General features: G+C 34.7%; 24 protein-coding genes and 1 tRNA gene. 5 read left to right on the plus strand and 20 right to left on the minus strand.

Translation table 11 applies throughout. The features are described from left to right. Positions 1-18 precede the first annotated feature (18 nt). The 7 genes from G6Q10_RS04850 to G6Q10_RS04880 form a co-directional block, all read right to left on the minus strand. A complete protein-coding gene (locus G6Q10_RS04850; protein ID WP_163653575.1) occupies positions 19-1,263 on the minus strand; it encodes a glutamate-5-semialdehyde dehydrogenase in 1,245 nt (414 codons plus the stop codon). Next, positions 1,256-2,086, minus strand: a complete 831-nt coding sequence (gene proB / locus G6Q10_RS04855) for a glutamate 5-kinase (RefSeq protein ID WP_163653577.1) — start codon at positions 2,084-2,086, stop codon at positions 1,256-1,258. The genes G6Q10_RS04850 and proB overlap by 8 nt, the downstream gene beginning before the upstream one ends. Before the next feature lie 99 nt (positions 2,087-2,185). After that, the gene (locus tag G6Q10_RS04860; RefSeq protein ID WP_163653579.1) at positions 2,186-2,587 is read right to left on the minus strand and encodes a helix-turn-helix domain-containing protein; all 402 of its coding nucleotides are present in this window, start codon (positions 2,585-2,587) and stop codon (positions 2,186-2,188) included. Positions 2,588-2,829: 242 nt separating this feature from the next. After that, positions 2,830-4,482: an alpha,alpha-phosphotrehalase gene (treC, locus tag G6Q10_RS04865; RefSeq protein WP_163653581.1), complete on the minus strand. Its 1,653-nt coding sequence runs from the start codon at positions 4,480-4,482 to the stop codon at positions 2,830-2,832. 5 nt (positions 4,483-4,487) lie between these two features. Further along, positions 4,488-5,981, minus strand: coding sequence for a PTS system trehalose-specific EIIBC component (gene treP / locus G6Q10_RS04870; RefSeq protein ID WP_163653582.1), 1,494 nt, complete (start codon positions 5,979-5,981; stop codon positions 4,488-4,490). 321 nt (positions 5,982-6,302) lie between these two features. After that, a complete protein-coding gene (locus G6Q10_RS04875; RefSeq protein ID WP_163655745.1) occupies positions 6,303-6,767 on the minus strand; it encodes a hypothetical protein in 465 nt (154 codons plus the stop codon). Positions 6,768-7,522: 755 nt separating this feature from the next. Next, positions 7,523-7,765, minus strand: coding sequence for a helix-turn-helix domain-containing protein (locus tag G6Q10_RS04880; RefSeq protein ID WP_163653583.1), 243 nt, complete (start codon positions 7,763-7,765; stop codon positions 7,523-7,525). 211 nt (positions 7,766-7,976) lie between these two features. Here G6Q10_RS04880 and G6Q10_RS04885 point away from each other — a divergent pair, with 211 nt between their 5' ends. Together G6Q10_RS04885 and G6Q10_RS04890 are read left to right on the plus strand one after the other, a co-directional pair. Further along, complete coding sequence (locus tag G6Q10_RS04885; protein WP_163653584.1) at positions 7,977-8,378, plus strand: helix-turn-helix domain-containing protein; 402 nt, start codon at positions 7,977-7,979, stop codon at positions 8,376-8,378. Positions 8,379-8,517: 139 nt separating this feature from the next. Continuing rightward, positions 8,518-9,750, plus strand: a complete 1,233-nt coding sequence (locus G6Q10_RS04890; RefSeq protein WP_163653585.1) for an MFS transporter — start codon at positions 8,518-8,520, stop codon at positions 9,748-9,750. Between the two features lie 9 nt (positions 9,751-9,759). Here the strand turns inward: G6Q10_RS04890 and treR are convergent, their stop codons facing one another. Then, positions 9,760-10,476 carry a trehalose operon repressor gene (treR, locus tag G6Q10_RS04895; protein ID WP_163653587.1) on the minus strand — a complete coding sequence of 239 codons (717 nt, stop codon included), beginning with the start codon at positions 10,474-10,476 and terminating at the stop codon, positions 9,760-9,762. A 123-nt stretch (positions 10,477-10,599) separates the two neighbouring features. On the opposite strand from treR, the gene G6Q10_RS10035 reads away from it, so the two are divergent. Together G6Q10_RS10035 and G6Q10_RS04900 are read left to right on the plus strand one after the other, a co-directional pair. Further along, entirely contained in the window at positions 10,600-10,737 is a 138-nt protein-coding gene (locus tag G6Q10_RS10035; protein ID WP_197914078.1) for a hypothetical protein, read from the plus strand. 297 nt (positions 10,738-11,034) lie between these two features. Next, a complete protein-coding gene (locus G6Q10_RS04900) occupies positions 11,035-11,883 on the plus strand; it encodes a YitT family protein (protein ID WP_163653589.1) in 849 nt (282 codons plus the stop codon). 67 nt (positions 11,884-11,950) lie between these two features. Here G6Q10_RS04900 and G6Q10_RS04905 read toward each other — a convergent pair whose 3' ends face one another. The 6 genes from G6Q10_RS04905 to G6Q10_RS04930 all read right to left on the minus strand — a co-directional run bounded on the left by G6Q10_RS04905 (position 11,951) and on the right by G6Q10_RS04930 (position 17,798). Then, a complete protein-coding gene (locus G6Q10_RS04905; protein WP_163653590.1) occupies positions 11,951-12,562 on the minus strand; it encodes a lytic polysaccharide monooxygenase in 612 nt (203 codons plus the stop codon). A 370-nt stretch (positions 12,563-12,932) separates the two neighbouring features. Beyond that, complete coding sequence (locus tag G6Q10_RS04910) at positions 12,933-13,949, minus strand: glucosaminidase domain-containing protein (RefSeq protein ID WP_163653592.1); 1,017 nt, start codon at positions 13,947-13,949, stop codon at positions 12,933-12,935. Between the two features lie 307 nt (positions 13,950-14,256). After that, the gene (locus G6Q10_RS04915) at positions 14,257-14,595 is read right to left on the minus strand and encodes a hypothetical protein (protein WP_163653594.1); all 339 of its coding nucleotides are present in this window, start codon (positions 14,593-14,595) and stop codon (positions 14,257-14,259) included. A gap of 66 nt (positions 14,596-14,661) precedes the next feature. After that, positions 14,662-15,432: an ABC transporter permease gene (locus tag G6Q10_RS04920; protein WP_163653597.1), complete on the minus strand. Its 771-nt coding sequence runs from the start codon at positions 15,430-15,432 to the stop codon at positions 14,662-14,664. Beyond that, positions 15,425-16,360, minus strand: coding sequence for an ABC transporter ATP-binding protein (locus G6Q10_RS04925; protein ID WP_163653600.1), 936 nt, complete (start codon positions 16,358-16,360; stop codon positions 15,425-15,427). Before G6Q10_RS04925 ends, G6Q10_RS04920 begins: the two co-directional genes overlap by 8 nt. A gap of 274 nt (positions 16,361-16,634) precedes the next feature. Next, positions 16,635-17,798: an ETX/MTX2 family pore-forming toxin gene (locus G6Q10_RS04930; protein ID WP_163653603.1), complete on the minus strand. Its 1,164-nt coding sequence runs from the start codon at positions 17,796-17,798 to the stop codon at positions 16,635-16,637. 93 nt (positions 17,799-17,891) lie between these two features. Between G6Q10_RS04930 and G6Q10_RS04935 the strand changes: the two genes are divergently transcribed. Next, positions 17,892-18,029, plus strand: coding sequence for a hypothetical protein (locus tag G6Q10_RS04935; protein WP_163653606.1), 138 nt, complete (start codon positions 17,892-17,894; stop codon positions 18,027-18,029). 412 nt (positions 18,030-18,441) lie between these two features. Here the strand turns inward: G6Q10_RS04935 and G6Q10_RS04940 are convergent, their stop codons facing one another. The 6 genes from G6Q10_RS04940 to G6Q10_RS04965 form a co-directional block, all read right to left on the minus strand. After that, complete coding sequence (locus G6Q10_RS04940; RefSeq protein ID WP_163653609.1) at positions 18,442-18,912, minus strand: DUF3139 domain-containing protein; 471 nt, start codon at positions 18,910-18,912, stop codon at positions 18,442-18,444. A gap of 18 nt (positions 18,913-18,930) precedes the next feature. After that, on the minus strand, positions 18,931-19,863 hold the full coding sequence (locus G6Q10_RS04945; RefSeq protein WP_232057788.1) for a hypothetical protein: 933 nt from the start codon (positions 19,861-19,863) through the stop codon (positions 18,931-18,933). 356 nt (positions 19,864-20,219) lie between these two features. Next, complete coding sequence (locus tag G6Q10_RS04950) at positions 20,220-20,447, minus strand: DUF3955 domain-containing protein (RefSeq protein WP_163653612.1); 228 nt, start codon at positions 20,445-20,447, stop codon at positions 20,220-20,222. 261 nt (positions 20,448-20,708) lie between these two features. Then, positions 20,709-21,185, minus strand: coding sequence for a hypothetical protein (locus tag G6Q10_RS04955; RefSeq protein ID WP_163653615.1), 477 nt, complete (start codon positions 21,183-21,185; stop codon positions 20,709-20,711). A gap of 1,433 nt (positions 21,186-22,618) precedes the next feature. Next, positions 22,619-22,692 (minus strand) — tRNA-Arg (locus G6Q10_RS04960). Positions 22,693-22,794: 102 nt separating this feature from the next. Next, positions 22,795-23,316 (minus strand): metallophosphoesterase, encoded by a 522-nt coding sequence (locus G6Q10_RS04965; RefSeq protein WP_163653618.1) that lies wholly within the window; start codon positions 23,314-23,316, stop codon positions 22,795-22,797. Between the last annotated feature and the right edge of the window lie 26 nt (positions 23,317-23,342).

The raw sequence follows: 23,342 nt of genomic DNA on the forward strand, positions 1-23,342 counted from the left end.
CTTTTTTCATTATTAACTTTACCTTATTTGTCCCTCACCAAAAATGATATATTTTGTTGATGTAAGTTCTGAAAGCCCCATCGGTCCGCGTGCATGAAGCTTTTGTGTACTGATTCCAATTTCCGCCCCAAAACCAAATTCAAAGCCATCAGTAAAACGAGTCGAAGCATTAACATAAACCGCAGCCGCATCGATTTCTCTTTGAAATTTTTGAGCAGCAAAATAATTTGTTGTTACGATAGCTTCTGAATGTTTTGTTCCATAATAATTAATATGTGCAACCGCCTCATCAATAGACTGAACGACCTTTATTGCTAAAATAAAATCTAAAAATTCCGTTTGAAAATCTTCATCTGTTGCTAGCTTAGCTTGGCTTAAGTAATTTAAAGCATGCGCATCTGCTCGAAGTTCAACATGATAAGGCGCTAATGCTTGTTCGATTTCTGGCAAAAACTTTGCAGCAACATCTTCATGAATAACAAGTGTTTCGATCGCATTACAAACGGAAGGGCGTGAACACTTCGCATTAACTGTAATGTTTATCGCCATCTCTTTTTCAGCATCTTGATCGATATACACATGACAATTTCCTGTTCCCGTTTCAATGACAGGTACTGTGGCCGTTTCTAAAACACTTTGGATGAGCTTAGACCCTCCTCTTGGAATAAGTACATCAAGGAAACGATTTAAGCGCATTAATTCTTGCGCGGTTTCTCTAGAGGTATCTTCAATTAATTGTACACTATCCACTGGAAACCCAGAATGCGCTAAAGATTCTCTAATCACTCCAACCAGTGCTTGATTCGAATGGATCGCATCACTTCCACCACGTAAAATGACTGCATTCCCTGTCTTAAAACAAAGAACAGCTGCATCTACAGTCACATTAGGACGTGATTCATAGATAATACCAATAACGCCAAGCGGTACTTTCTTTTTACCAATCGAAAGACCTGCTTCATTTTGCCACATATTGGTAACTTCGCCAATTGGATCTTTTAGACTGGCTACTTGTTTTACGGCTTCTGCCATTTCTGCTACTCGTTCTTTGGTTAAACGCAGACGATCAAGCATCGCCTCTACGATTCCTTTTTTCTTTGCTACCATTAAGTCTTTTTGGTTAGCCTCTAAAATGCGCTCTTCTTCTTGTAATAATTTTTCAGAAAGAGCAACAAGCGCTGCGTTCTTTTTATTTGTTTCGGCTAAAGAAAGCGATTGACTGGCTTCTTTTGCCGCTTTCCCTTTTAAAATGAGTTCAGACACCAGACATATCCTCCTTTATTTCTTTCGACTCAGCAAATAATGTTCCGATTTTTTTTCCATCTAAAATATCAAAAATCAATTTCGGGTTCTCACCGTTTGTTAAAATCATCTTCTGACCAGATTTAAGACAATAATCAGCAGCCGCTAGTTTTGTAAGCATGCCACCTGTTCCAAAATCTGAACCTTTTCCACCTGCAAGCATTTCGAGATTTGGTGTAATCGCGTTAATCTCATGAAACATTTTTGCAAGTGGATTTTGAGTTGGATCGCTTTCATAAAAACCATTTATATCTGAAAGCATAATTAGCAAAGAAGCATCAACTAGGCGAGCAACGATGGCAGATAATCGATCATTATCACCAAATTTAGTAATGTGCTCAATTTCATCAACTGAAACTGTATCATTTTCATTAACGATTGGAATAATTCCTTGTTCAATTAATGTATTTAATGTATTAATAACATTTTCCCTACTCGTTGGATAGTCTATAACATCGCGTGTAAGGAGAACTTGCCCAACCGTATAACCAAGTTCACCAAAAAACTTACTATAAATATGCATAAGCTCACTTTGCCCGACTGCTGCAACGGCTTGTTGTTCTGGAATTGACTTTGGTCGCTCTTTTAATCGCAATTTTCGTGCCCCCACACCAATTGCACCAGAAGATACAAGGACAACTTCTTTCCCTTCGTTACGAAGTTCTGATAAAACCATCGCTAAACTTTCAATTCTTCGTAAATTTATATTTCCGTTTGCATGCATTAATGTACTGGTTCCTACTTTAATGACAATTCGCTTACAATTTTTTAAAGTTCTGCGCATAACTTAATATCCTCTCTTCCATACTAATTTTATTTTACACAAATTTAGCGATTTTGGAAGTGCTTTTTTTCAAAAAAAATACCCCTTGGAAAAGCGGTATCATTTTAAGGCATTAAATTTCTCAGCTTGCTCCATTGAAAATCGCAAGCTATCGATAAGATATTGCGCTGAAAGATCCGTAATCACTTCACCAGAGAAGGTAAGTCCTTCTTCGTTTTCAATGTCTTCGCAAATTTTATCCATTCGATATTTAATATCTTTACTCACTGCTTCATCAGATAATTTATACGAAGGAATACTATTTTCTCCTAACAAATAATCGACACTGACGTCGTAAAGGGCAGCAATCTGTGTAAGCCGTTCTAAATCTGGCTCACGAATCCCATATTCCCAGTTCCCATAAGTTGAAGGGGCTTTTAATCCTAACCGTCTCGCTGTTTCTGCTTTCGTCCAACCTTTTTTCTCTCTAAGTAAAGTTAAACGTTTGTTCAGTTTTGGCAAGTTCATTCACTCCTTGGTTTGTTGTTATATCTTGCTTTCCCGTTTTTAAACTTTATTGATTAGCAAAATATACATTAAAGTTTATTCTTTTACAATTATATAACAACTTAGTGAATTTAGCTACAAATTGACATGACTCCACGATTCCTATTTTTAATGATACAAAAAGCTTGGAGATCGAAACGATGTAATCAAGCGTTATCACTGAATTAATTCGTTTATATCCAAGCTTTTTATAAGATTTAATCCTGCCGAATGACAGCTAAAGTTTCATAAGGCTTCAACTTTATTTGTTTTGTAAGTTCTTGTCGATCACTGTTGCTTAATAAAATTTCTGCCTCTAAAAAATGGTCAGGCAATTGGAGCTGTACAGGTTCCTCTCCGTAGTAGTGGATTGTAAGTAATTCTGTTGTATCATTTTTACGTAAATAGCTAATCACTCGCTCTTGTTCTAAATAAAGAGGTATGTAGCTTCCTTTTTGAATGACATCGAGTTCTTTACGCAGCTGAATCAGTTTTTTATAGAAGTAAAAGATACTTTGCTCATTTGTTACACTTTCCGCTACGTTGATCCATTTTTTACTATCTGAAATAGGGTAAAATGGTTCAACACTCGAAAAACCAGCATAATGCGAAGAATCCCATTGCATCGGAATTCGACTATTATCACGTGAACGCTCTTTAATAATATTCATTGTTTCCTGTTCAGTGAAGCCATCATTTTGGAGAATGTTGTAATGATTGATTGTTTCAATGTCACGATACTTATCAATTTCTGTAAATTTTGGATTAATCATTCCAATCTCTTCGCCCATATAAACATAAGGTGTTCCGCGCATAAAGTGAATCGTTGCTGCAAGAAGTGTTGCCGCCTGGTAATGGTACTCTGACTTATCAGAGACAAAACGCCCAAGTGCCCGCGGTTGATCATGATTATTCCAAAAAAGAGCATCCCAACCTCCCCCATCTGCCATCTCTATTTGCCATGAATGAAAAAGTTCTTTTAACTCAGCAAAACGCACACGATCAAGCTGCCATTTTTTACCATCTTTATAGTCTACTTTTAAATGATGGAAATGAAACACCATATTGAGCTCTTTTTCATTTGGATTGCTGTAGCGAATGCAGTTTTCTACATTTGTAGAAGACATCTCGCCTACTGTTACTAAGCTCAAAGGACCAAATGTGCTTGCATGAAGTTCTTTTAAATAGTGATGAATCTTAGGTCCATCTGTATAAAAACGCTTGCCATCACCTAAAAGATCATCCTCAAAGCGGGCTGGTTTTGAAATTACATTTAAGACATCTAAACGAAATCCCGACACACCTTTTGTCATCCAAAAGTGGACAACATCATAAAGCGCTTGACGAACATTCCTATTTTCCCAATTCAAATCCGCTTGAGTCACGTCATAAAGATGCAAATAATATTCATTTTTATTCGGGAGCTTTTCCCAAGCGCTACCGCCAAATTTTGATTCCCAGTTTGTCGGGGCTGAGCCATCCGAACGGCCTTCTCGGAAATAATAAAAATCGCGATAATATGGATCTCCTGCTAAAGCTTTTTGAAACCATTCATGCTCTGTTGATGTATGATTCAAAACCAGATCAATCATAATCCCCATTTGTCTTTTTTTGGCTTCGGAAACGAGTTCTTCAAAATCAGCCATCGTCCCAAACAGTGGATCAATTGCGGTATAATTAGAAATATCATACCCATTGTCATTTTGCGGGGAAGGATAGAAAGGGTTAATCCAAATCATCTGAATACCAAGTGACTGAATGTAATCAAGTTTTGCAGTAACCCCAGGAATATCGCCTACCCCATCTTTATTGGTGTCATAAAATGAACGTGGATAAACCTGATAAATGGTCATGCTTGCGATATCTTTCATAAATATTAAACCTCTTTCTTCACCATATTAGCAGCTTTCCGATATTCATTTTTACCAAATGTGCTGATGGGTGCAGTATCAACTTTATTAAAAATATTATATTTGCGGAATAAAATAGTCAGCATAAATGGAATAATCACCGCAATGATCATACAAATGGCAAAAATAACATAAAACTGTGGCTTAATGGATAGAATCCCTGGTAAACCACCCACCCCAATCGAATTCGCCATCACTCCACTTGAAACAGAAATTACCGCTGCAACTGACGAGCCAATCATCGCTGCAATAAATGGATAAAGATATTTGAGGTTGATTCCAAACATCGCTGGTTCTGTAACGCCAAGATAACAAGAGATTGTTGCCGGAATCGATACTTGTTCTTCTTTCTCATTACCACGATGTAAAAAGAAAATAGCAAGTACAGCCGAACCTTGTGCAATATTAGAAAGCGCAATCATTGGCCACAGATTTGTTCCATTAAATTGGCTCATCAACTGTAGATCGATGGCATTACTCATGTGGTGTAAGCCTGTGACAACAAGTGGTGCATACAAGAAACCAAATAAGGCGGCAAACAGCCAACTAACACTACTTGTAAGACCAGAATAAACAACACTTGCTACCACATCACCAATTTTCCAACCAATTGGCCCAAGAATAATATGTGCCGCTAAAACTGTTGGTATAAGTGCAAAAAACGGAATAACAATCATTGAAACTGCATTGGGCACTATTTTTCGTAAACCAATCTCAAGATAAGCTAGTAAAAATCCGGCTAACATGGCTGGAATAACTTGGGCTTGATAACCAATCATTGGAACTTGCGCAAAGCCAAAATCCCAAACTGGAATGTCTTTTGCAGCAGTTGTTGCCACGCTATAAGCATTTAATAATTGCGGTGAAACAAGGGTTAAACCAAGGACAATCCCAAGAATTTGTGTTGTTCCCATTTTCTTAGCAATAGACCATGTAATTCCAACAGGTAAAAAGTGGAAAATAGCTTCACCAATAAGCCAAAGAAAGCTATATACACCATTCCAAAAAGGATAAACTTGTGCAATCGTCTTTGTTCCATCTTCTAACATTTTAATATCACCAATTACATTGCGAAAACCTAGAATGAGACCACCAACAACAATCGCTGGTATAAGCGGAGTAAAAATTTCCGCAAGCGCTGCAAGCATGCGCTGTAAAATGCTCATATTCTTTTTTGCGTCCATTTTTACTTCCTCTTTGTTAACGCCTTCAATTCCAGCAACTTTTGTAAAATGATTATAAAAAACTTGTACATCATTTCCGATAATAACTTGAAATTGCCCAGCTTGGGTGAACGTTCCTTTAACAGATGTGAGCTCTTCAATTTTTTTAACATCCGCTTTTGCAGGGTCTTGTAATACAAAACGCATCCGCGTAGCACAATGAGTAACAGAAGAAATATTAGCTTTTCCACCGATTAAGTGAAGTAGTTCGCTTGCCTCTTGAGTATAATTTGCCATAAAAACTTTTTCCTCCTCTCAAAACTTGTATATACAAGTTGTATAATAAATATACTATATTTCCAGTGAAAGCGCAACCATTTTTTTGGGCACAAAAAGAGTCTGAGACATTATACGATTTAACGCTATTTTTTAAGAAAATATAATTTAAAAAATTAGCGTAGGGTCTGCATATTGAACACAACAAATCGAGCGAAAGCACTTGTATTTAAAAGACTTGCCAGAAGCGGAGCGTACGGAACCGAAAGTCTAGCAAATCTTTTTAATCGCAAGTACTTGTCGTCGATTTATTTTGTTTACGTCAAAGACTCTTTTAGATCATTATTTTGTTAAAGAAACAATGCTGATTGATTGCTTCGAAATAGCTAAGAAAGGCAATTTTACACGCGTATCTAGACAATAAGCGTTATAAAGAAAAGGCTTAAGCGTTGTTGTATCATCCTCAATGGTTTGGATAAAATTAGTAATTTCTTGATAAAGAATTTCACTGGTTTTTAAACTCGCAATTTTTGCATCAATTCGATTCTGACTGACATTAACATTTGAAGCCTGGATTTTTTGATCAAACTCACTATTAATCGCATCACGTGTCCGCTCAACTCGAGAAAAAGAGCGGTCTTCCCAATCCGTTTCAATAATATGACAATCTTCTAAATGGATAAAATCGCCAGTCCATAATTTGCCATCCATTTCAACAACCATTTGTATTTCTTTAAACAGCTCTTGGTTGCGATATTTTTTTAATAAATAATCAAACATTTGCGCATGGGCTAAACTTTGTTTCATCATTATCACTCCTTATACCAATAGTTTACCAAATTGTGATTCCATGAACAATCCATTCGTAAAAAAAGGATCATTCGTCCTACTTTGGGTATCATCAATTTAGGCAAAAGTACCAAATGTGGGGTGTAAGAAAAATGTAGGTTCATATTTCACGTGAAATTAAAGTGCACCTCTGTGATCGTGTCACTAACCTTTTTCGATATTGGCACAAGCCAGTATGTATAATCACCTTCATTTAGCACCTTTTATTCTTACTTTTTTTTGTTATTAAATAAGTAATTAATATCTGTAACACAATATAGGCAAACAAAAAAGGAGTTACGTTATAAATTCCCCATTTCCATACACACAATAAATAAATCGCAGTAATGATAAGGGCTCTAATATAAAAATTACGATTTCCCATCATAAGATACACCTCCTAAAATCTATTGCCATCCATACCACTCAAGATAAGGTTAGAGCTACATGTAATCACTCCTAATCGTATACTGCTTTAATTACATCAAATACCATCAAGCGATGAACCGCTTCCAATATTTCTCGTATTTACTAATAACTTTACTTTAGCATAAATCCAATGAAACTTCACTGTATTTCTTCCATATCAAGAATAGTTCCCTAACTTGTGATTTCGTGAACCATCCATTCATAAAAAAAGAACTGCTCCTCTCGCTTCCTATATAATCAATTTAGCCAAAAGCACTTACAATAAAAAATGCGCGTTCACTTCGAAAACGCACATCAACCGCCTATTAGTTTCTTCCTTGGATATAAGATGTTTCGTCACAAAAATCCTCTAAATCACACATCAATATTTCGCTTAAAATTAAAGCGTTCCTATAAGATAACCTAACGACCCCTTTTTCGATATTGGAATAACCAGATGTGTAACGGTAACCCATCTTCCTTGCGATAAATGCTTGTGTAATCCCCCTGCTTAACCTAATCTCTCTAATTTTTTTGACGTTGACCCTCTTAATGCCCTGCTGTACCATTCATTTTGTACCTCCCAACACATTTTGAGATGCTTTATTCTATTTTAGAAACTCAAATCGTGTATGTCAAACGATAAATGATCCAAATGTGTTGAATTATAGCTAAAATAACGAAATTATTATATAATGGTGAAAGAAGATATCTTACTACATATTTTCACTATCTTATTCACATTATTATGTAAAACAACAAACTAAGGAGTGAATGAATTTGCCAAAACTGAGTCGACGCTTAACTTTACTTAGAGAGAAAAAAGGTTGGACGAAAGCAGAAACAGCGAAACGGTTAGGATTAAAAGCCCCTTCAACTTATGGGAACTGGGAATATGGGATTCGTGAGCCAGATTTAGAACGGCTTACACAGATTGCTGCCCTTTACGACGTCAGTGTCGATTATTTGTTAGGGGAAAATAGTATTCCTTCGTATAAATTATCTGATGAAGCAGTGAGTAAAGATATTAAATATCGAATGGATAAAATTTGCGAAGACATTGAAAATGAAGAAGGACTTACCTTTTCTGGTGAAGTGATTACGGATCTTTCAGCGCAATATCTTATCGATAGCTTGCGATTTTCAATGGAACAAGCTGAGAAATTTAATGCCTTAAAATGATAGAAATGAAAAAGCGGTCTTCCATTTATTTGTGAAGGCTTTTTTTATTCTTTATTTTTTGTTGACAAAGAAACAAAAATAGAATAAACTTATTAATGTTTCCAAGGAAATAAAAAATATCTGTTGAGGGGAGAACTTCATGTTCAACTTTAAATCCAATAATAAAAAAGAAAGCGTTGAAAAAAGCGCTTTAATATTTGGACTTATGGCCGTATTCCTTTGTGGAATAGGCTTTAGCATCATTGCACCAGTTGTTCCATTTTTAGTAAAACCTTATGTAAATAGCCCAGAAGCACAAGCCATTTCCGTTACGCTTTTAACCTCGGTTTATGCGTTTTGTGTCTTTTTTGCTGCTCCCGGTATCGGCGCTTTAAGTGATCGTTTTGGACGCCGCCCAATCCTTTTAAGCTGCCTTTTAGGATCCGCTATTGGATACTTCATATTTGGTATCGGCGGTGCATTATGGATTCTATTTCTCGGCCGCATCATCGAAGGCCTAACTGGTGGCGTTGTTAGTACAATATTTGCTTATTTTGCTGATATTATTCCTAGAGAAGAACGAACAAAATATTTTGGTTGGGCTAGCGCGATGGTCGGTGTTGGTGCTGCGATTGGCCCTACAATTGGTGGTCTACTCGCTCATTTTGGCTACGCTGTTCCGATGTTTTTTGGCGCACTTATTACTTTACTCAATCTTGTTTATGGATTCTTTTACATGCCTGAAAGTCTCAAAAAGCAAAACCGCTTGAAAAAAATCACTGTGATTAGGCTTAATCCTCTTAGCCAACTTGCTCATGTACTTTCTGTAAAAACACTAAAAAGACTACTTATTTCAGCATTCTTACTCTGGATTCCAAACGGCTCTTTTCAAGCGATTTTTTCACAGTTTTCACTTGATAGTTTCCACTGGGCGCCAGTAATCATTGGCTTCATGTTTTCCATTATGGGAATTCAAGATATTATTTCCCAAGGGCTCATCATGCCAAAGCTTTTATTAAAGCTTAGCGACCTGCAAATAACGCTACTTGGCATGACCTCAGAAATCATTGGTTACGCCTTAATTGCTTTATCTGCTTTATTCTCATACTATCCATTATTTATTATCGGAATGTTTATTTTTGGTTTTGGAGATTCGATATTTGGGCCATCATTTAATGGGATGATCTCAAAATCCGCTGCTTCTAGTGAGCAAGGGCGAATCCAAGGGGGGAGCCAGTCTATCCAGTCGCTAGCAAGAATTATCGGTCCTATTATCGGTGGTCAAATTTATGTGACATTTGGTCATGCTGCCCCAGCAATGATGGGAGTACTCCTTATCACAGCTGCTGCCTTTGTTTTATATAAAGGCAGATACGCATACCAAGAAAATTAACAGACATCTTTACCTCCTCCTTGCAAAATCAATAAAGCGAAAGCGATCCAATCGATGCCTCGATTCTGTATATTGAAATAAAGTAGTATCTTTCAAAAAAACAGCACTTCGTACAACGACAATATGTGTATCATGATCTAGTGTGAGCCATTTTTTATCATTCTCAGTTATTCGCTCCACTGTAATCTCTTTTTGTGCATAGCTAATTTCAAAACCACACGCATTTTCTAAAAAAGCGTATAAAGAGTCTTCTAAAACAGCATTATCTATTCGCTTGATATTAGGGTCTAATAAATAATCGTAATCAAGAATCGTTCCTTCATCTTGGAAATATCTCACTCGCTCAATGTGCCAAGCATACGTACCTTGAGCTGAGCTAGTATACTTCCTGATGTCTTCTGGAAGCACTTCATATGTATTCTTAATTACTTTCGTTGCCGCATTCAAATGTTGTGTTTCTTGTAATTCTTTAAAGCTCGTCAAACCTGACACTGGAAAAGCATATCGCTTACGATCAATGACAACAGAACCCTTACCCTGCATCTTCTGAATATAACCATTTTCAAGCAACAAAACCAATGCTTTTCGTATGGTTTCACGTGACACAGCGAAATATTTTGCCATTTCGTTTTCACTTGGCAAAAGTTCACCAGGGGCATATTTACCTAACTTAATATCATTTTCAAGTTTTAAATAGATATCATAAAATTTATTTTTTTTATTCAAATCAACTCACCCAAAATTATTGTAGCACATTTCATTGTTAAGAAGGGATATCTACACCCTGCAATGCCATTTTATGATATACTAAATATATTATTACGCTTCATACGAGTAGGGGGAGTTTTTATGCTTCGTATTATATTAATATTAACTGCTATTATTTTTCCTGCTTTTTTATGTGGATTAGTTATTTATCAAATCTATAAGAAAAAAACAGCAAATTACATGCCGTTAAAAAATGAATTCGCACACTGGATCAATTAAGGAGGTTTTGGATAATGAAAAATGCAGAAAGCGAAAAACCCATGGTTATTAAAATTATTATTGGTGTTGTTATCGGACTTTTTCTCTTAAACTTAATGCCACTTCTTGCTATTTTTGGTTGATTGCGTTGTCTTTTCAGTGCCATTATGCTATGATTATAAGTAGAATAAATTGACTTTTTATGGTGAGATAGTTAATAGATAATCATCTGTTAATGCTTTTTTATAAAAAAGACTCCGACTTCCACTTAGGTTGTTCGGAGTTTTTTTGTCTCGCCCATTTGAAAGGAGAATCACTATGAAACCAAAAGAATGGGGATATACTTTTCTTAAAATCATTGTTGGCGCCTTTATTTTTTCACTTGCTGTAAATGTTTTCGCATTGCCAAATGATCTTGGTGAAGGTGGCGTTACTGGGCTTACAATGGTATTATTTTACCTATTTAAAATTGCTCCTGCTTTGACTACATTAGCGTTTAATGGCATTTTACTTATTATCGGTTATCGCTTTTTGGATCGCCTAACGATTATTCTTACAGTCGTTGCCATTAGTTTTACTTCTTTATTTTTACAGTTAACCAAAATGCTTTCTTTTCATACAGATCAAACGATTATATCAGCCATTTCTGCTGGTGCGCTAATGGGACTTGGCATGGGATTAATCATGCAAGGCGGTGGTACCACTGCTGGAAGTGCAATTTTAGCAAAAATTGCTAATAAATATCTTGGCTGGAATACAAGCTATGCCCTTCTTTTCTTTGACTTAATTGTTGTTGTCCCTTCTACGATTGTGATAGGTTTCCAAAATATGTTATTTACAATCGTATCACTTTATATTTCCACTAAAGTTCTTGATTTTATTTTAGAGGGTTACAACCCCAAAAAATCGGTTACAATCATTTCAGAAAAATACGAAGATATCGCTCGTGAAATCGACCTGAAACTTTCGCGCGGCATCACACTTCTTAACGGTGAAGGCTATTACTTGCGTCAAGAAAAAAAGATCCTTTATATTGTTGTTAGCAAACAACAACTGCTTTCACTAACTAAAATTGTAAATAAACATGATAAAAAAGCATTTTTTATTATTAATGATGCTCAAAGCGTGATTGGTGAAGGTTTTTCAAAACAGATTAGTAGTGAATAAGAGCGATAAAAAGCGTGTATTTAAGGCTCTTGTTAACCTTAAATACACGCTTTTCATCGATTGGAAATTATTTTACATTAACATCTGCTACTTGATAGAAAGCATTTTTTGTATCTTGGATATTCCAAACAGCTAATATGATATGATATCCTTTTCGATCTGTTGGTACGTTAATTTGTTGCTGTACATTTTTGGATGGAATTAATCCGTGATCATCAATGCTTGCAATCTTTTCGAAGTTAAGGATGTTTAAAGGTTGATTTTTATTCCACGTTGGTTTGGTCATATAGTAATCCCATGTGGATGTTCTATGTGCAGCTGTTAAACGCCATTTCACCGTTAATGGGCCACTGTTTATATTCGTCTTATACCATCTTGACTCATTTTGTTCATCTAATTGGCTAAAATGGCCAATACCTGCGCTTGCTATTTTGCCATAAATAAATGTGTTTTTTAACGCCTCAATACTTTGAGGCTCATATTGTACCAAACCAATATTTTCATTTACTGGTCTTGAGCCAGTATCTTGTGTAAAGTACTTACTTCCTAAATAAGCTCTTCCGCCTGGTGAACTCATAAAACCATGCGCACTAGCGGTTTCAGCTATTCCAGATCCAGTTACACTCATGGCAAATGCTACTCCAACAACAATTAACCCCTTTAATTTCATTTTATCCATTTCACCCTCATTCCTCGCATTTTATTAAAACAAAAACATCGTAACCAATTTCACCTCGTTTCGTTTTTTATAAATAAACTGTTAGCCTAACCTTATCTTTAGGAACAATTTATTCCACATTAAAAAAGCGCTTTCAAAAAACTAGTTTGTTGTCATTTATGTAATTTTATTATACTGCATCTCCCTGCATATATATGTTAAAATTCTATTGTTTTTTCGTTAAAATCATATTAAAAAGCACTTTATTATATATTTAATTTATACAAAATCAAATAATAGTACATCATGTATACTGACATCTTATTTTTTTAAACGACAAATAAAAGAAGATAAATCATCATTGATTTATCTTCTTTATTCATGACACGAATTATAATTTAACTAAATACTGAATCGGCATAAACCCTTGCTTGCCTCGGAAATAACTAGGATAAAAACCATTTTTTGGCTTCTCTATTTTTGAAACACTTACTACTTGGTTTTTTTGTAATTGATAGGCTACTGGAGTATTCCAATCAGCTCCTGTGCGGAAATTTGCTACTGCATCACGAACTTTATATTCATCAAAAGGTTGTTTATTTGTAAAATAAGCCGGTTTCATCCACCCTACTTTACCATCTAGTAGAACTTGGTACCAACCATCTTTTTTTACATCCCAATCAACCTGTAAAGACTTGTATTTATATGCTTGGAATACTGTTTTTGAATTCCAATCGGGAAGCTCTCTAACACTCATCACATCTAAAGCCCAGATCCATTTTAAATTGCCCTTAGTAAAAGCTTCTTTATCCCAATTAACTAAGCCCCAACGTTCAACAATTGAGATCAACTTACTAGCATATTCTGGATCTGTTGCATAACCATCAGCTTGTAAGTTTTTAGCCACAGTTTTATAGTCAGTTTCACCGATAATATTTTGATAACGTGGTTTTTGTAAAAAATCACCATGATCAATCATGCTTTCATTTTTGCTTGGATATTTTTTAAATTTAGCTTCTATTGTTACCCATTGCCCATTAATAAATTCTTTCGTTGGCATCATTACATATTGGCCGTTATAGTCACCTTTAATACCAAAAAGATTATGTGCTTTTGTAGATAACTCCGAAGTTCCCCATCCGCTTTCAAGTGCCGCTTGAGCAGCAGTAATTGATGGAAGAACATGATATTTTTTCCAACTTTCTAGTGCACCATTTTTTATGTCAGCCAAAAATTTAGTAGGGTCTGTTGCTTTAATAGCTCTTTCTTGGGTATTGGCAGAATAATAACCAGGTCCTAATTTAGAATCAGGTTTAATTATTCCATTTGCATTTACTTGCCCCCCAAATATTGACAATGTCAAAAAACTAACTAACAGAAACAGTACACCAATCGTTCTTTTCTTCATCTTTCTCCTCTCAATCAAATGAAGCTGCTATGATATTTAGAAAAAAGAAATAGATGATAGCATAAACCTATCATTCTTTCTTTTTCTATAACAGTCAGTAATCATATTGTACCTTAGCTTTTCGAATATGTCACCCCAATTTTTATAAAAATTATTTTATTTAATAATTTTTACGTGCACATCCATTGTGTAAAACTCTTGTATAAATTGAATCTTTAAAGTTATAATTAGTTATTTTTATTACATATTTAATTCGAAAATATTCAATGAATCATTTACAAATCGCACGCGTTTCTACTACCGGCCTTTATTTTCTTTGCTTGAACTCATAAAAAGCAATTAATGCAGAAAAAACGGTAACAACCCCAACAATAACTGTCGTAACATCCATGGCATAGGCTGCCTCTTTGTGTTCTGTAATCACTATTGCTAGAAAATATAACATCCAAACTAAAGCAACAAGTAATACTGACAACACGATTTCAGATAAAAAAGAGGCAACAATATGTGATAAATGTTTGGTTTGCATGACTTCTTTTAAATCGCGTTTTTTCACTTGTTGTCTCTTTTTCTTCCTTGCTGTTTGAATGACTTCAATAGCGATAATCAATGCTGTAACGATAACCGTAATCACAATCATAACCATCTGCTCATCCCCTTATAATTGTTTTTTTAATCAAGCGAACCGTTATGATTCCCCGGAAATAGGATACTAACTTCGCAATCCTCGCCCTCTATCAATCAAATACCAGCAACTAATATAAAGCGCTGCGATAAAAAGAATAAGAATGGCCATAGATAATAGAATCGGTACATCGATTGTTCCAAGAAATCCATATCGAAATCCTGAAATCATATAAACAATTGGATTGATTTTTGAAATGGCCTGCCATATTGGTGGGAGCATTGAAATCGCATAAAATACACCACCAAGATAAGTTAATGGCTGCAAAACAAATGTAGGTACAATGGACACATCATCAAAAGACCGAGCAAAAATGCCATTTAATAAACCTGCAAGTGAGAATAAAACAGCTGTCATAAGCAGTGTAATAATAACAATAAACCACGAATGAACATGAAGTGGCACAAAAAACAGCGAAATCATGGTTACAAGTGCCCCAACAAGAACGCTTCTTCCAAGCCCCCCGATGATGAACCCCCAAACAATAATGTGTGCAGGAACAGGTGCAACCAACAATTCTTCAATATTTTTCTGGAATTTTTGCGAGAAAAAAGATGAAGCCACGTTAGAATAAGCACTTGTAATGACTGACATCATAATAAGTCCTGGTACAATAAATTCCATATAAGAGAACCCTGCCATTTGTCCGACACGTCCCCCGATTAGGTTGCCAAAAATAACAAAATATAACAATGTCGTAATGACTGGTGGTACTAGTGTTTGCACCCAGATACGCATATAGCGACTGGTTTCTTTTGCCGCTAAGCTTTTTAAGGCTGTAAAATAAAGATTAAACATTTTTCTCCTCCATTTGGTGTTTTTCTTCTGTGATTTTCAAGAATAGTTCCTCCAACCGGTTGGACTTGTTACGCATAGAAAGGACTTTTATTCCTTGCCTTGTGAGCTGCTCAAATATCTCGTTAACTCCTTGATTGCGTTCGACTTCTACTGCAAGTGTTAACTCATCTTCAAAAGAACTTTTATATCCGATAATTTCTGGTTTTTTTTCAAAAGGTGCTAAGTCAAAAATAAATGTTTCAAACTGTAATTTTGCTAGGAGCGCTTTCATGCTGGTGTTTTCAATTAACTCACCTGACTGAATAATCCCAATATGGCGACAAAGCATTTCTGCTTCCTCTAAGTAATGCGTAGTTAAAATAATCGTTGTTCCTTTTTGATTTAATTCTCTTAAGAACTTCCACATCTCTCGTCTTAATTCAATATCAACTCCTGCTGTTGGTTCATCTAAAATAAGTAAGCTTGGTTCATGCATCAATGCACGTGCAATCATTAGTCTGCGTTTCATTCCACCTGATAACATTCGAGCGCGGACATTACGTTTTTCCCATAAGTCTGATTGTTTCAAGTATTTTTCGCTCCTCTTTAATGCTTCTTTACGCGAAACTCCGTAATATCCAGCCTGATTAACAACAATTTGTTGGACAGTTTCAAATGGGTTAAAATTGAACTCTTGAGGAACTAAGCCAATCTGCTGTTTAGCCTGAACCAAGTCTTTGTCTAAGTCATAACCAAAAACACTTGCTTTTCCTGATGTTTTGTTAACAAGTGAAGTAATAATGCCAATTGTTGTTGATTTTCCGGCACCATTAGGCCCTAAAAGTGCATAAAAATCTCCTTCTTCTACAGTTAAATTGATCCCACGTAACGCCTCAACTCCTGATGAATATACTTTTTTTAGATCTTTTATTTCAAGTGCATAGGTCATTTCATCACGTTCTCCTTATATATGTGATTTCTTATTTTATCATTGATCGGTATTTTTTTGATACCTTTACGATCTGATTTCCCTTCATAATTTCAGCTTTTATTTTATCACAATTGCATACGAAATGATATGAAGTGCCCACGCTAAATTATTATAAAAATGAAATATTTTCGATGCTACATATAGGCGCTTAATAGAGCTTATCAAAAAAAGAAAGCTAGCAATTTATCTCGCTAGCTTTCTTTTTTTGAATATTTCCCATACAACTTATTGTTTACTGTTTAACAAATTTTTTACTAAGAACTTTAGATCCTGAGACAGGATTTCCATCTAAATCGAATTCTTGGAGCAATACAGTATGCCCGATTACTGTCCCGTCAATATTGAAAGTTCCTCCTAAGCCCTCTGTTTCAATTGTTTTCCCATCAATTTGGCCTGTATCAGGTCCTAAGATCTCAGTTAGTCCGTACACACTATTCATATGATTTTGGTCAACTTCAAGCCAAATCAGACCGGAATTGATATCATTTAGGTTAACAGCAATGCCTGTTTTATTTTTGTCAAATGTTACTGTAAAGTTACCTTTCATTTTCTGTGTTCCACCTTGTGAATAAAGATCCAAAACTTCGGTTACCTTAACTTGTCTTTTCGGATTCACTGTAACCGTTTGACTTGGAGCAGTGTATGTGCGTTCTTCTGATGTGATTGTTCCTTGTTCATGAGACATATTATATTCTAGACCAAAGCTTAATTCTGTACTTACACCTCCAACACCTGGAAGTGTAGCAGAAGTTGTTACTTTATAGCCAAAAGTAGATTTTAAGCCATTGGTTAGTTTGGTATTAATCGTTTGCGTATATTTTTTTTGGAAAGAAGAGGTATTGAATTTTTGTATATCACTTGTACGATTAATATAAGGATTAGAAATCGTTGTATATAGATTTTTTTTAGTTGCTTTCTGTAAATCTGTTTTAACTGTTTCCATATTGCCGCCTTGTATTTTAAGACCGATCTCATCTTTTAGGAAATCATATGCTGCGTCTTCATTTTTTGCTGCTTTCATTATATTTTGGTAATTCCACAATAACCAAATTAGTTTATCAAATGAGATCTTGCCATCGTTAAATTTTTTGGGTAAAGCTGCATACCAACCATCTACAAGCTGTTTTGTCAAATTAAGGGGTTCAATGCCCCATTTAGCATATTTATCGCGCTTGACCATTTTATGTGAAATGGCTTCGTATCCATTTCCAATATCTCCTAATACGCGTAGTTGTGCTTTATTTGTACTCTTTTGAAGCTCAGTGATTTGTTGTTGTTTACTTTTAGATGCGCTTTCATTTTCTCCTTTAGCGCTTACTTGGTCAAGTGGGAGAGTCATTCCTCCTAAACCAATGACTGTAGCAATACTAAGTGTTTGGATAACTTTTCTTTTCATTGTATTCATCTCCTTTAATCTCGTGTTGTGTTTTTATAATTTCCTTAGACAAGAAACATTTGGGATTTATTTTTCACATGAGATACACCTCCTTTGAGTATGGTCATTTATTGGTTATTTAAGGTGCTTTTATTATTCTTTATTGATATTTTAAATTTAAAAGCGCTTACTTTAATTAAAGAATATCATGTAACCGCTTACATTTCAAGTGGTAAATATACATTACTTTAAAATATACTTAATTTAGCAAAAGGAAAAATCACACAAAGGCTTAAGAAGGTTAGTAACCCGTTTTGGGCATGTTTTTTTTATTTTTAAATAGTTTAGCTACAAATCAATCGTCTAGCCCTCCCTAACCAAGAGCTCGCAAAAAACCTACAAATCATTATACGAGGTGTTATTTAGATGATATCGATAAGTGGACTTAAAGATTAAGGCCCTGTACCAGAGAACAAAAGAGAGCCTCAAGACCGATTTTCTAAACGTCATTAAACGCCAATCGTCCTGAGACTCTGTAACTAGTGGATTGTGTGGACACCAAAATCCCTAATCCATTGATTATGAGTTGTGCAAAAATTTATTTATTATTCTAATTCGCATAAAAGTGAATTCAACATTTTTTTATAGCTCTAAATGAAAACTACTAAAAATCTTTCCTAGATATTCTATATGAAAAATCGGTCTCTACTTGCTGCTTTGTAGCAGAGTTTTCACCATATCCATAAACAGATCTCACAGAACGATTTACCGATTCATAAGTTAATTCATAGGTTAATTCACAATTTTTAACAGAATTTAATTTAGCTTCATTTTTATTTGTTAATTCTTCACCATTTAAGAATTTATGTTTTTTCTTCACCATATTCTTCCAAGTTTGGTAATCTTTTTTAGTAGTAATAACTTTTGTAAACCATTCTGAACCAAAAACTTCAGAATTATAAGTAGGCTTACGCAAAACAATAATTTCACTGTCCGGGATATTTGCTGATTTAATTGTTTGATCTATTCGCTTATTAGCTTGGTTTGTTTTAAGGTGAGTATAAGCAAGATAACCAAGAACTGCCACCACAATTAAAATAAGTAAAACTAGTAAAACAATTTTCCACTTTTTCATTGTTGTCACTTCCTCCATTTAGTAAGTCCCTACTTTATATGGTGTATATTTTCCTGTAAATACATTTGGCAAAGCGCCTGGACTGATAAAAGTTAAACCTGCCATTGCAGAATCAACTACTTCAGCACTTCCACTACCATAATAAAAGGATTGAAAGATCATTTTGGAACAATAGTTAGGATCTCTTGTTGTTGTCGCAGATGTTACACGATAATTAATGTACTTATTTTTCTTATAACCATGAGAACTATTCCAAAATGTAGCATCTGCATAGCTCGCACATTTATTCGCCATACTTTTATTAGGTATTCGCCAAAGTTGTATCCAATTATCGATATATCTTCTTGATGTTAATCCCTGTTCTTTTTCACCAAAAATCCAATTATTTTTACTAAACTGTCGATTATTATTGCTAATACCACTTGTCGTCCAGTTCCAAATATTCCCTCCACCATACATTTCAAGAATATAATTATCACTAGTTGCTATAGCTGCGTGCCCGAATCCTCCGTTAGATATAATCAAGATATCACCTTTTTGGATCGCGTTTTTTAATTTATTTCCGTTTTGTGTTTGCGTACCACGTAAGCTCAATTTCGGTTCAGATGGTGAATGCCCCTCCCCATCTGGAAATGCACCATAATTAACAATCTTATCAAACCATTCATCATAACTGAGCCCTTTTCCAAGAGCCTTTTTCCATGTTTCATAATCTTGCTTCGAAAGATTATAATTTTCTTTAAATGCAGCGTATCTATATTTTTTTTCAACAACTTTCCCCTGTCTAATTGCTTTTTCATAGAGGGCATGAATAACTGCATCCTGACTCGCTTGAGTTTCATTCTGAGAAAGATCATTGTTAGCCCCAGCTACAATTGATAGACTAGACATGCCTAAAACTAAAGACAATCCAAATATAACCAAAGCAAGAACTCCTTTTTTCATGCTCATTTCTACTCTCTCCTTTTTTGTTATTTATTTCCATTTTCATCATATCATGAAATCGGATACAAAACAAAAAATATAATGAATGACCCACTTTTTATCATAAACGTTAAATATATAAGCGTAAACTTCTTAAATATTTATATTAAAACTAAAAAAATCTCGAGTACTACTCCAAGAGTTACTTTTATTTTTTATTTTTAGTGATAGTTATTAAAAATAACTCCCAGCCAAAAAATTGGCTAGGTGCTATTTTTTCTATTTAAAGATCTTGCAAACTGCAATTCAGACTTTCTTTACACTATTAGGAATATAACAAACCCATTCGTGAAAATAACTTGATCCTGTAAACCTCTACAGAATCAACTTGCCTTATTCAACTTCTTTTTGTTAAAAAAAGACCTGACGCAAATGATAACTAACCATATTAATCCAGTGGTAAATAGTAATACTGCTAGTTGAACACTAAAAAAACCATTTTCATGTAGTACGTTATTTTCATCAAGATAATCAAAACGACCTGACAATTCAATTAATGGTAATATTACAGCTATAATCAATAATGAAATTGGAAAAATTATTTTTTTCATATCGACTCTCTCCAATCTATTTTTTTATTATTATATCATGAATGGCCAAGCATATATCCTTACACTTTTGTCATCTAGACATATTCATAAGGCTCAACATTTTTAGTATTTGTTGCATTTGCTTTACTAGCACATCCATAAGTAAAAACTTCCCATGCAAATAACACACGGGAAATCCATTGGTTTTGATACGTCAATAACGTCATTCTGTTTAGCCTGATAAGTTGTTTTTGGATGTCTGCTTTAAGGATAAACATAAGATCAATCCACAACCAAAGCGCTATCCAATAAAGTATAAGCAAACTTGCTCTTTACTTCTTTTGCTTTAGTAGCAGGAACATAACGTGCATCCACTTTTTTAGTGTAGTTAGAGTAGCTAAAATAATAAATAAGCTCACAATTAACAGGAGAATTTAATTTTTCTTTATTCTTATCTGTCAATCTTTGGCCGTTTAGAAAACGATGATTTGTCTGTACTAATTTTTTCCAGTTTGCATAATCTTTTTTTGTCGTGATTTTTTTTGTAAACCATTCGTAACCCAAAGACACAGAAGGAAAGTTACATTCTGTCTTTTGAATAACGATCACTTGATCTTTTGGAATTCCAGATTGATGAATGACTTTATCAATCTCTTGATCAGCGTGCTTTGTAGTAAGATAAATATACAGATAAACGCCACTTATTGCTAAAACGATGAATAACAGTAAACTTCCTAGAATAATTTTCCACTTTTTCATAGTTAAAACACCCTTCATTTAGTAAGTTCTTACATTAAAACTGCATACAGTCAAAGTGTGAAGATTAATTCCTTATTTTGATCGTTTTTTTGCGAAATCGATAATAGTCTCCCAGAACTATTGCAACGAAAAAAATAAGCAAATAAATTTTGTCACACATATAGAAGATTATGTGTTGAAGCTAGAGTAGTAGATCGATTAGGACATATTATAGTTATTTAAGTAATGGCACACTTAAAAATAATTAGTTGAAGCTGATAAATTCTTTAATTATGATTAAGATATTTTGTCACAAAAAACGCCACGAATATACTATATAAATTTAATCATTAAAAAACATCTTGAGAGGAATTCGAACTCCTGTCCAACGGCTTAGATGCCCATAGAGAAAACCGAATTTTAGAGAATTCAACCGCTATTTAAAGCCATTTGGGGTTTTAACAAAGCAGATAAAAGAAGTCAAAAATAGTTGAAAGTTGTTAAGTTCTTCCCCATTTCTGCTCCAAACTTTTTAGGCATAATTTTTCAAATGCAATGCGTATATTTAGATTTACGTAAACACAAATATATGTTACAATAAACTATGGAAAGAGAGACATGCTCGAACATATCTCTCTAAACTGCAGTGGTACCGTTTAAAAGACGGTAGCTAGCTTTATAAAGTTACGTTGTAACCATTAATCGCCTCGCTAAAATTGATGGTTACTTTTTTGGTTTATTGAAGTCTAATACTATAACACGATGAGCGTAGCAAATGCTACCGCAAACATCAATGCTTCGTAAGAAGACATGTGTGTTCCTTTCTGGAAGCAAAACCATAGGCATCACCCCTAATTAGAGATTTAGCCACCATCTTTCTTGCTTTACCACTGCATAATTATTATATCATGAATAGAAGTGGCCTTCTACTACATTTGAGATGATATAGAGTAAAACAGAGCCTTAAGAGTAATTAATTTTCACACTCTTAAAGCTCTGTTTTTTTATCACTGTTTATGATTAATAAACTTTTTATTCTTAAATCTCTTTATCCAATAACGTATTGACATAAATGCTACTACTAAAATAGCAATTAAAATAATCGGGGCAATCACTACCCAAGCAGCGTCATAATAATTAAATACATTGCCAAAAATTATATTTTTCAACTCAATTCAGCTCCTCACAAATTAAAGTTTTAGTGATTCAGTAGAATAACTTACCCGCCCCATTTCAAAGTGTCCAAGAACAAGGTATTTATACTTTTTCAGTCTAAAATAATGAGCGAGATGATAAAATAGTCGCTCTAATTACAAGCTGTCGTGCTGGGAAACTAACTGCACTTGAACTAAAAAGAAGACTGATCAGAAAAAGTTAAATTGAGTTTAAAACCCATTTTAACCTTTTCTGCCCAGCCTCTGCCCCATTCGGTAATAGCATATCTTTAAAATCAACGTCCTGAGAGGGATTCGAACCCCCGACCGACGGCTTAGAAGGCCGTTGCTCTATCCAGCTGAGCTATCAGGACAAATGGCTAAAAATTCACAGCCAACTATCATTCTATGTTGAATCTACGCTTTTGTCAATGGTTTTCTAAAAGTTCTTAGAAAAATTTCCCAAAAAGATGAATTTATGCGTTTCTTAATGGAAAAATTTGCGTTAGCTCCGTTAGCTCTTGATCGTTGTTATCCATAAAACGTACACAAACGCCATTTTCAGCACTTTCAACAAGGGCATAGGTTTTTATTCTGACGCGGCCACGTGGTAATGAAATACTGCCAGGGTTTAAAATTAGTGTGTCATCCATCATATCGGCGCCAAGTTCATGTGAATGCCCAAAAAATACAAAATCAGCATTTAATTCACGCGCACGGTAACGTAAATTCATTAACGTCATTTTGATATTGTATAAGTGGCCATGGGTTACAAAAACCCGATAACCTTCCACATCAAAAACGAGTTCATTTGGAAAATCTGTACCAAAATCACAGTTACCTCGTACTGTTTTAAAGCCATCTATTGCGTTATTACTCGCTTCTAGTTCTGAATCGCCACAATGGATTAGCGCATCGGTATCATTAGCATATTTTTCTTTCAAATGAAGTAAACAGTCCTGTTCCCCGTGACTATCGCTAACTACTAATAATTTCAAATTTATCGTCCTTCCTTTTGTGCTCT

It is taken from the genome of Listeria sp. PSOL-1 (assembly GCF_902806445.1).
In the GTDB taxonomy this organism is placed as follows: domain Bacteria; phylum Bacillota; class Bacilli; order Lactobacillales; family Listeriaceae; genus Listeria.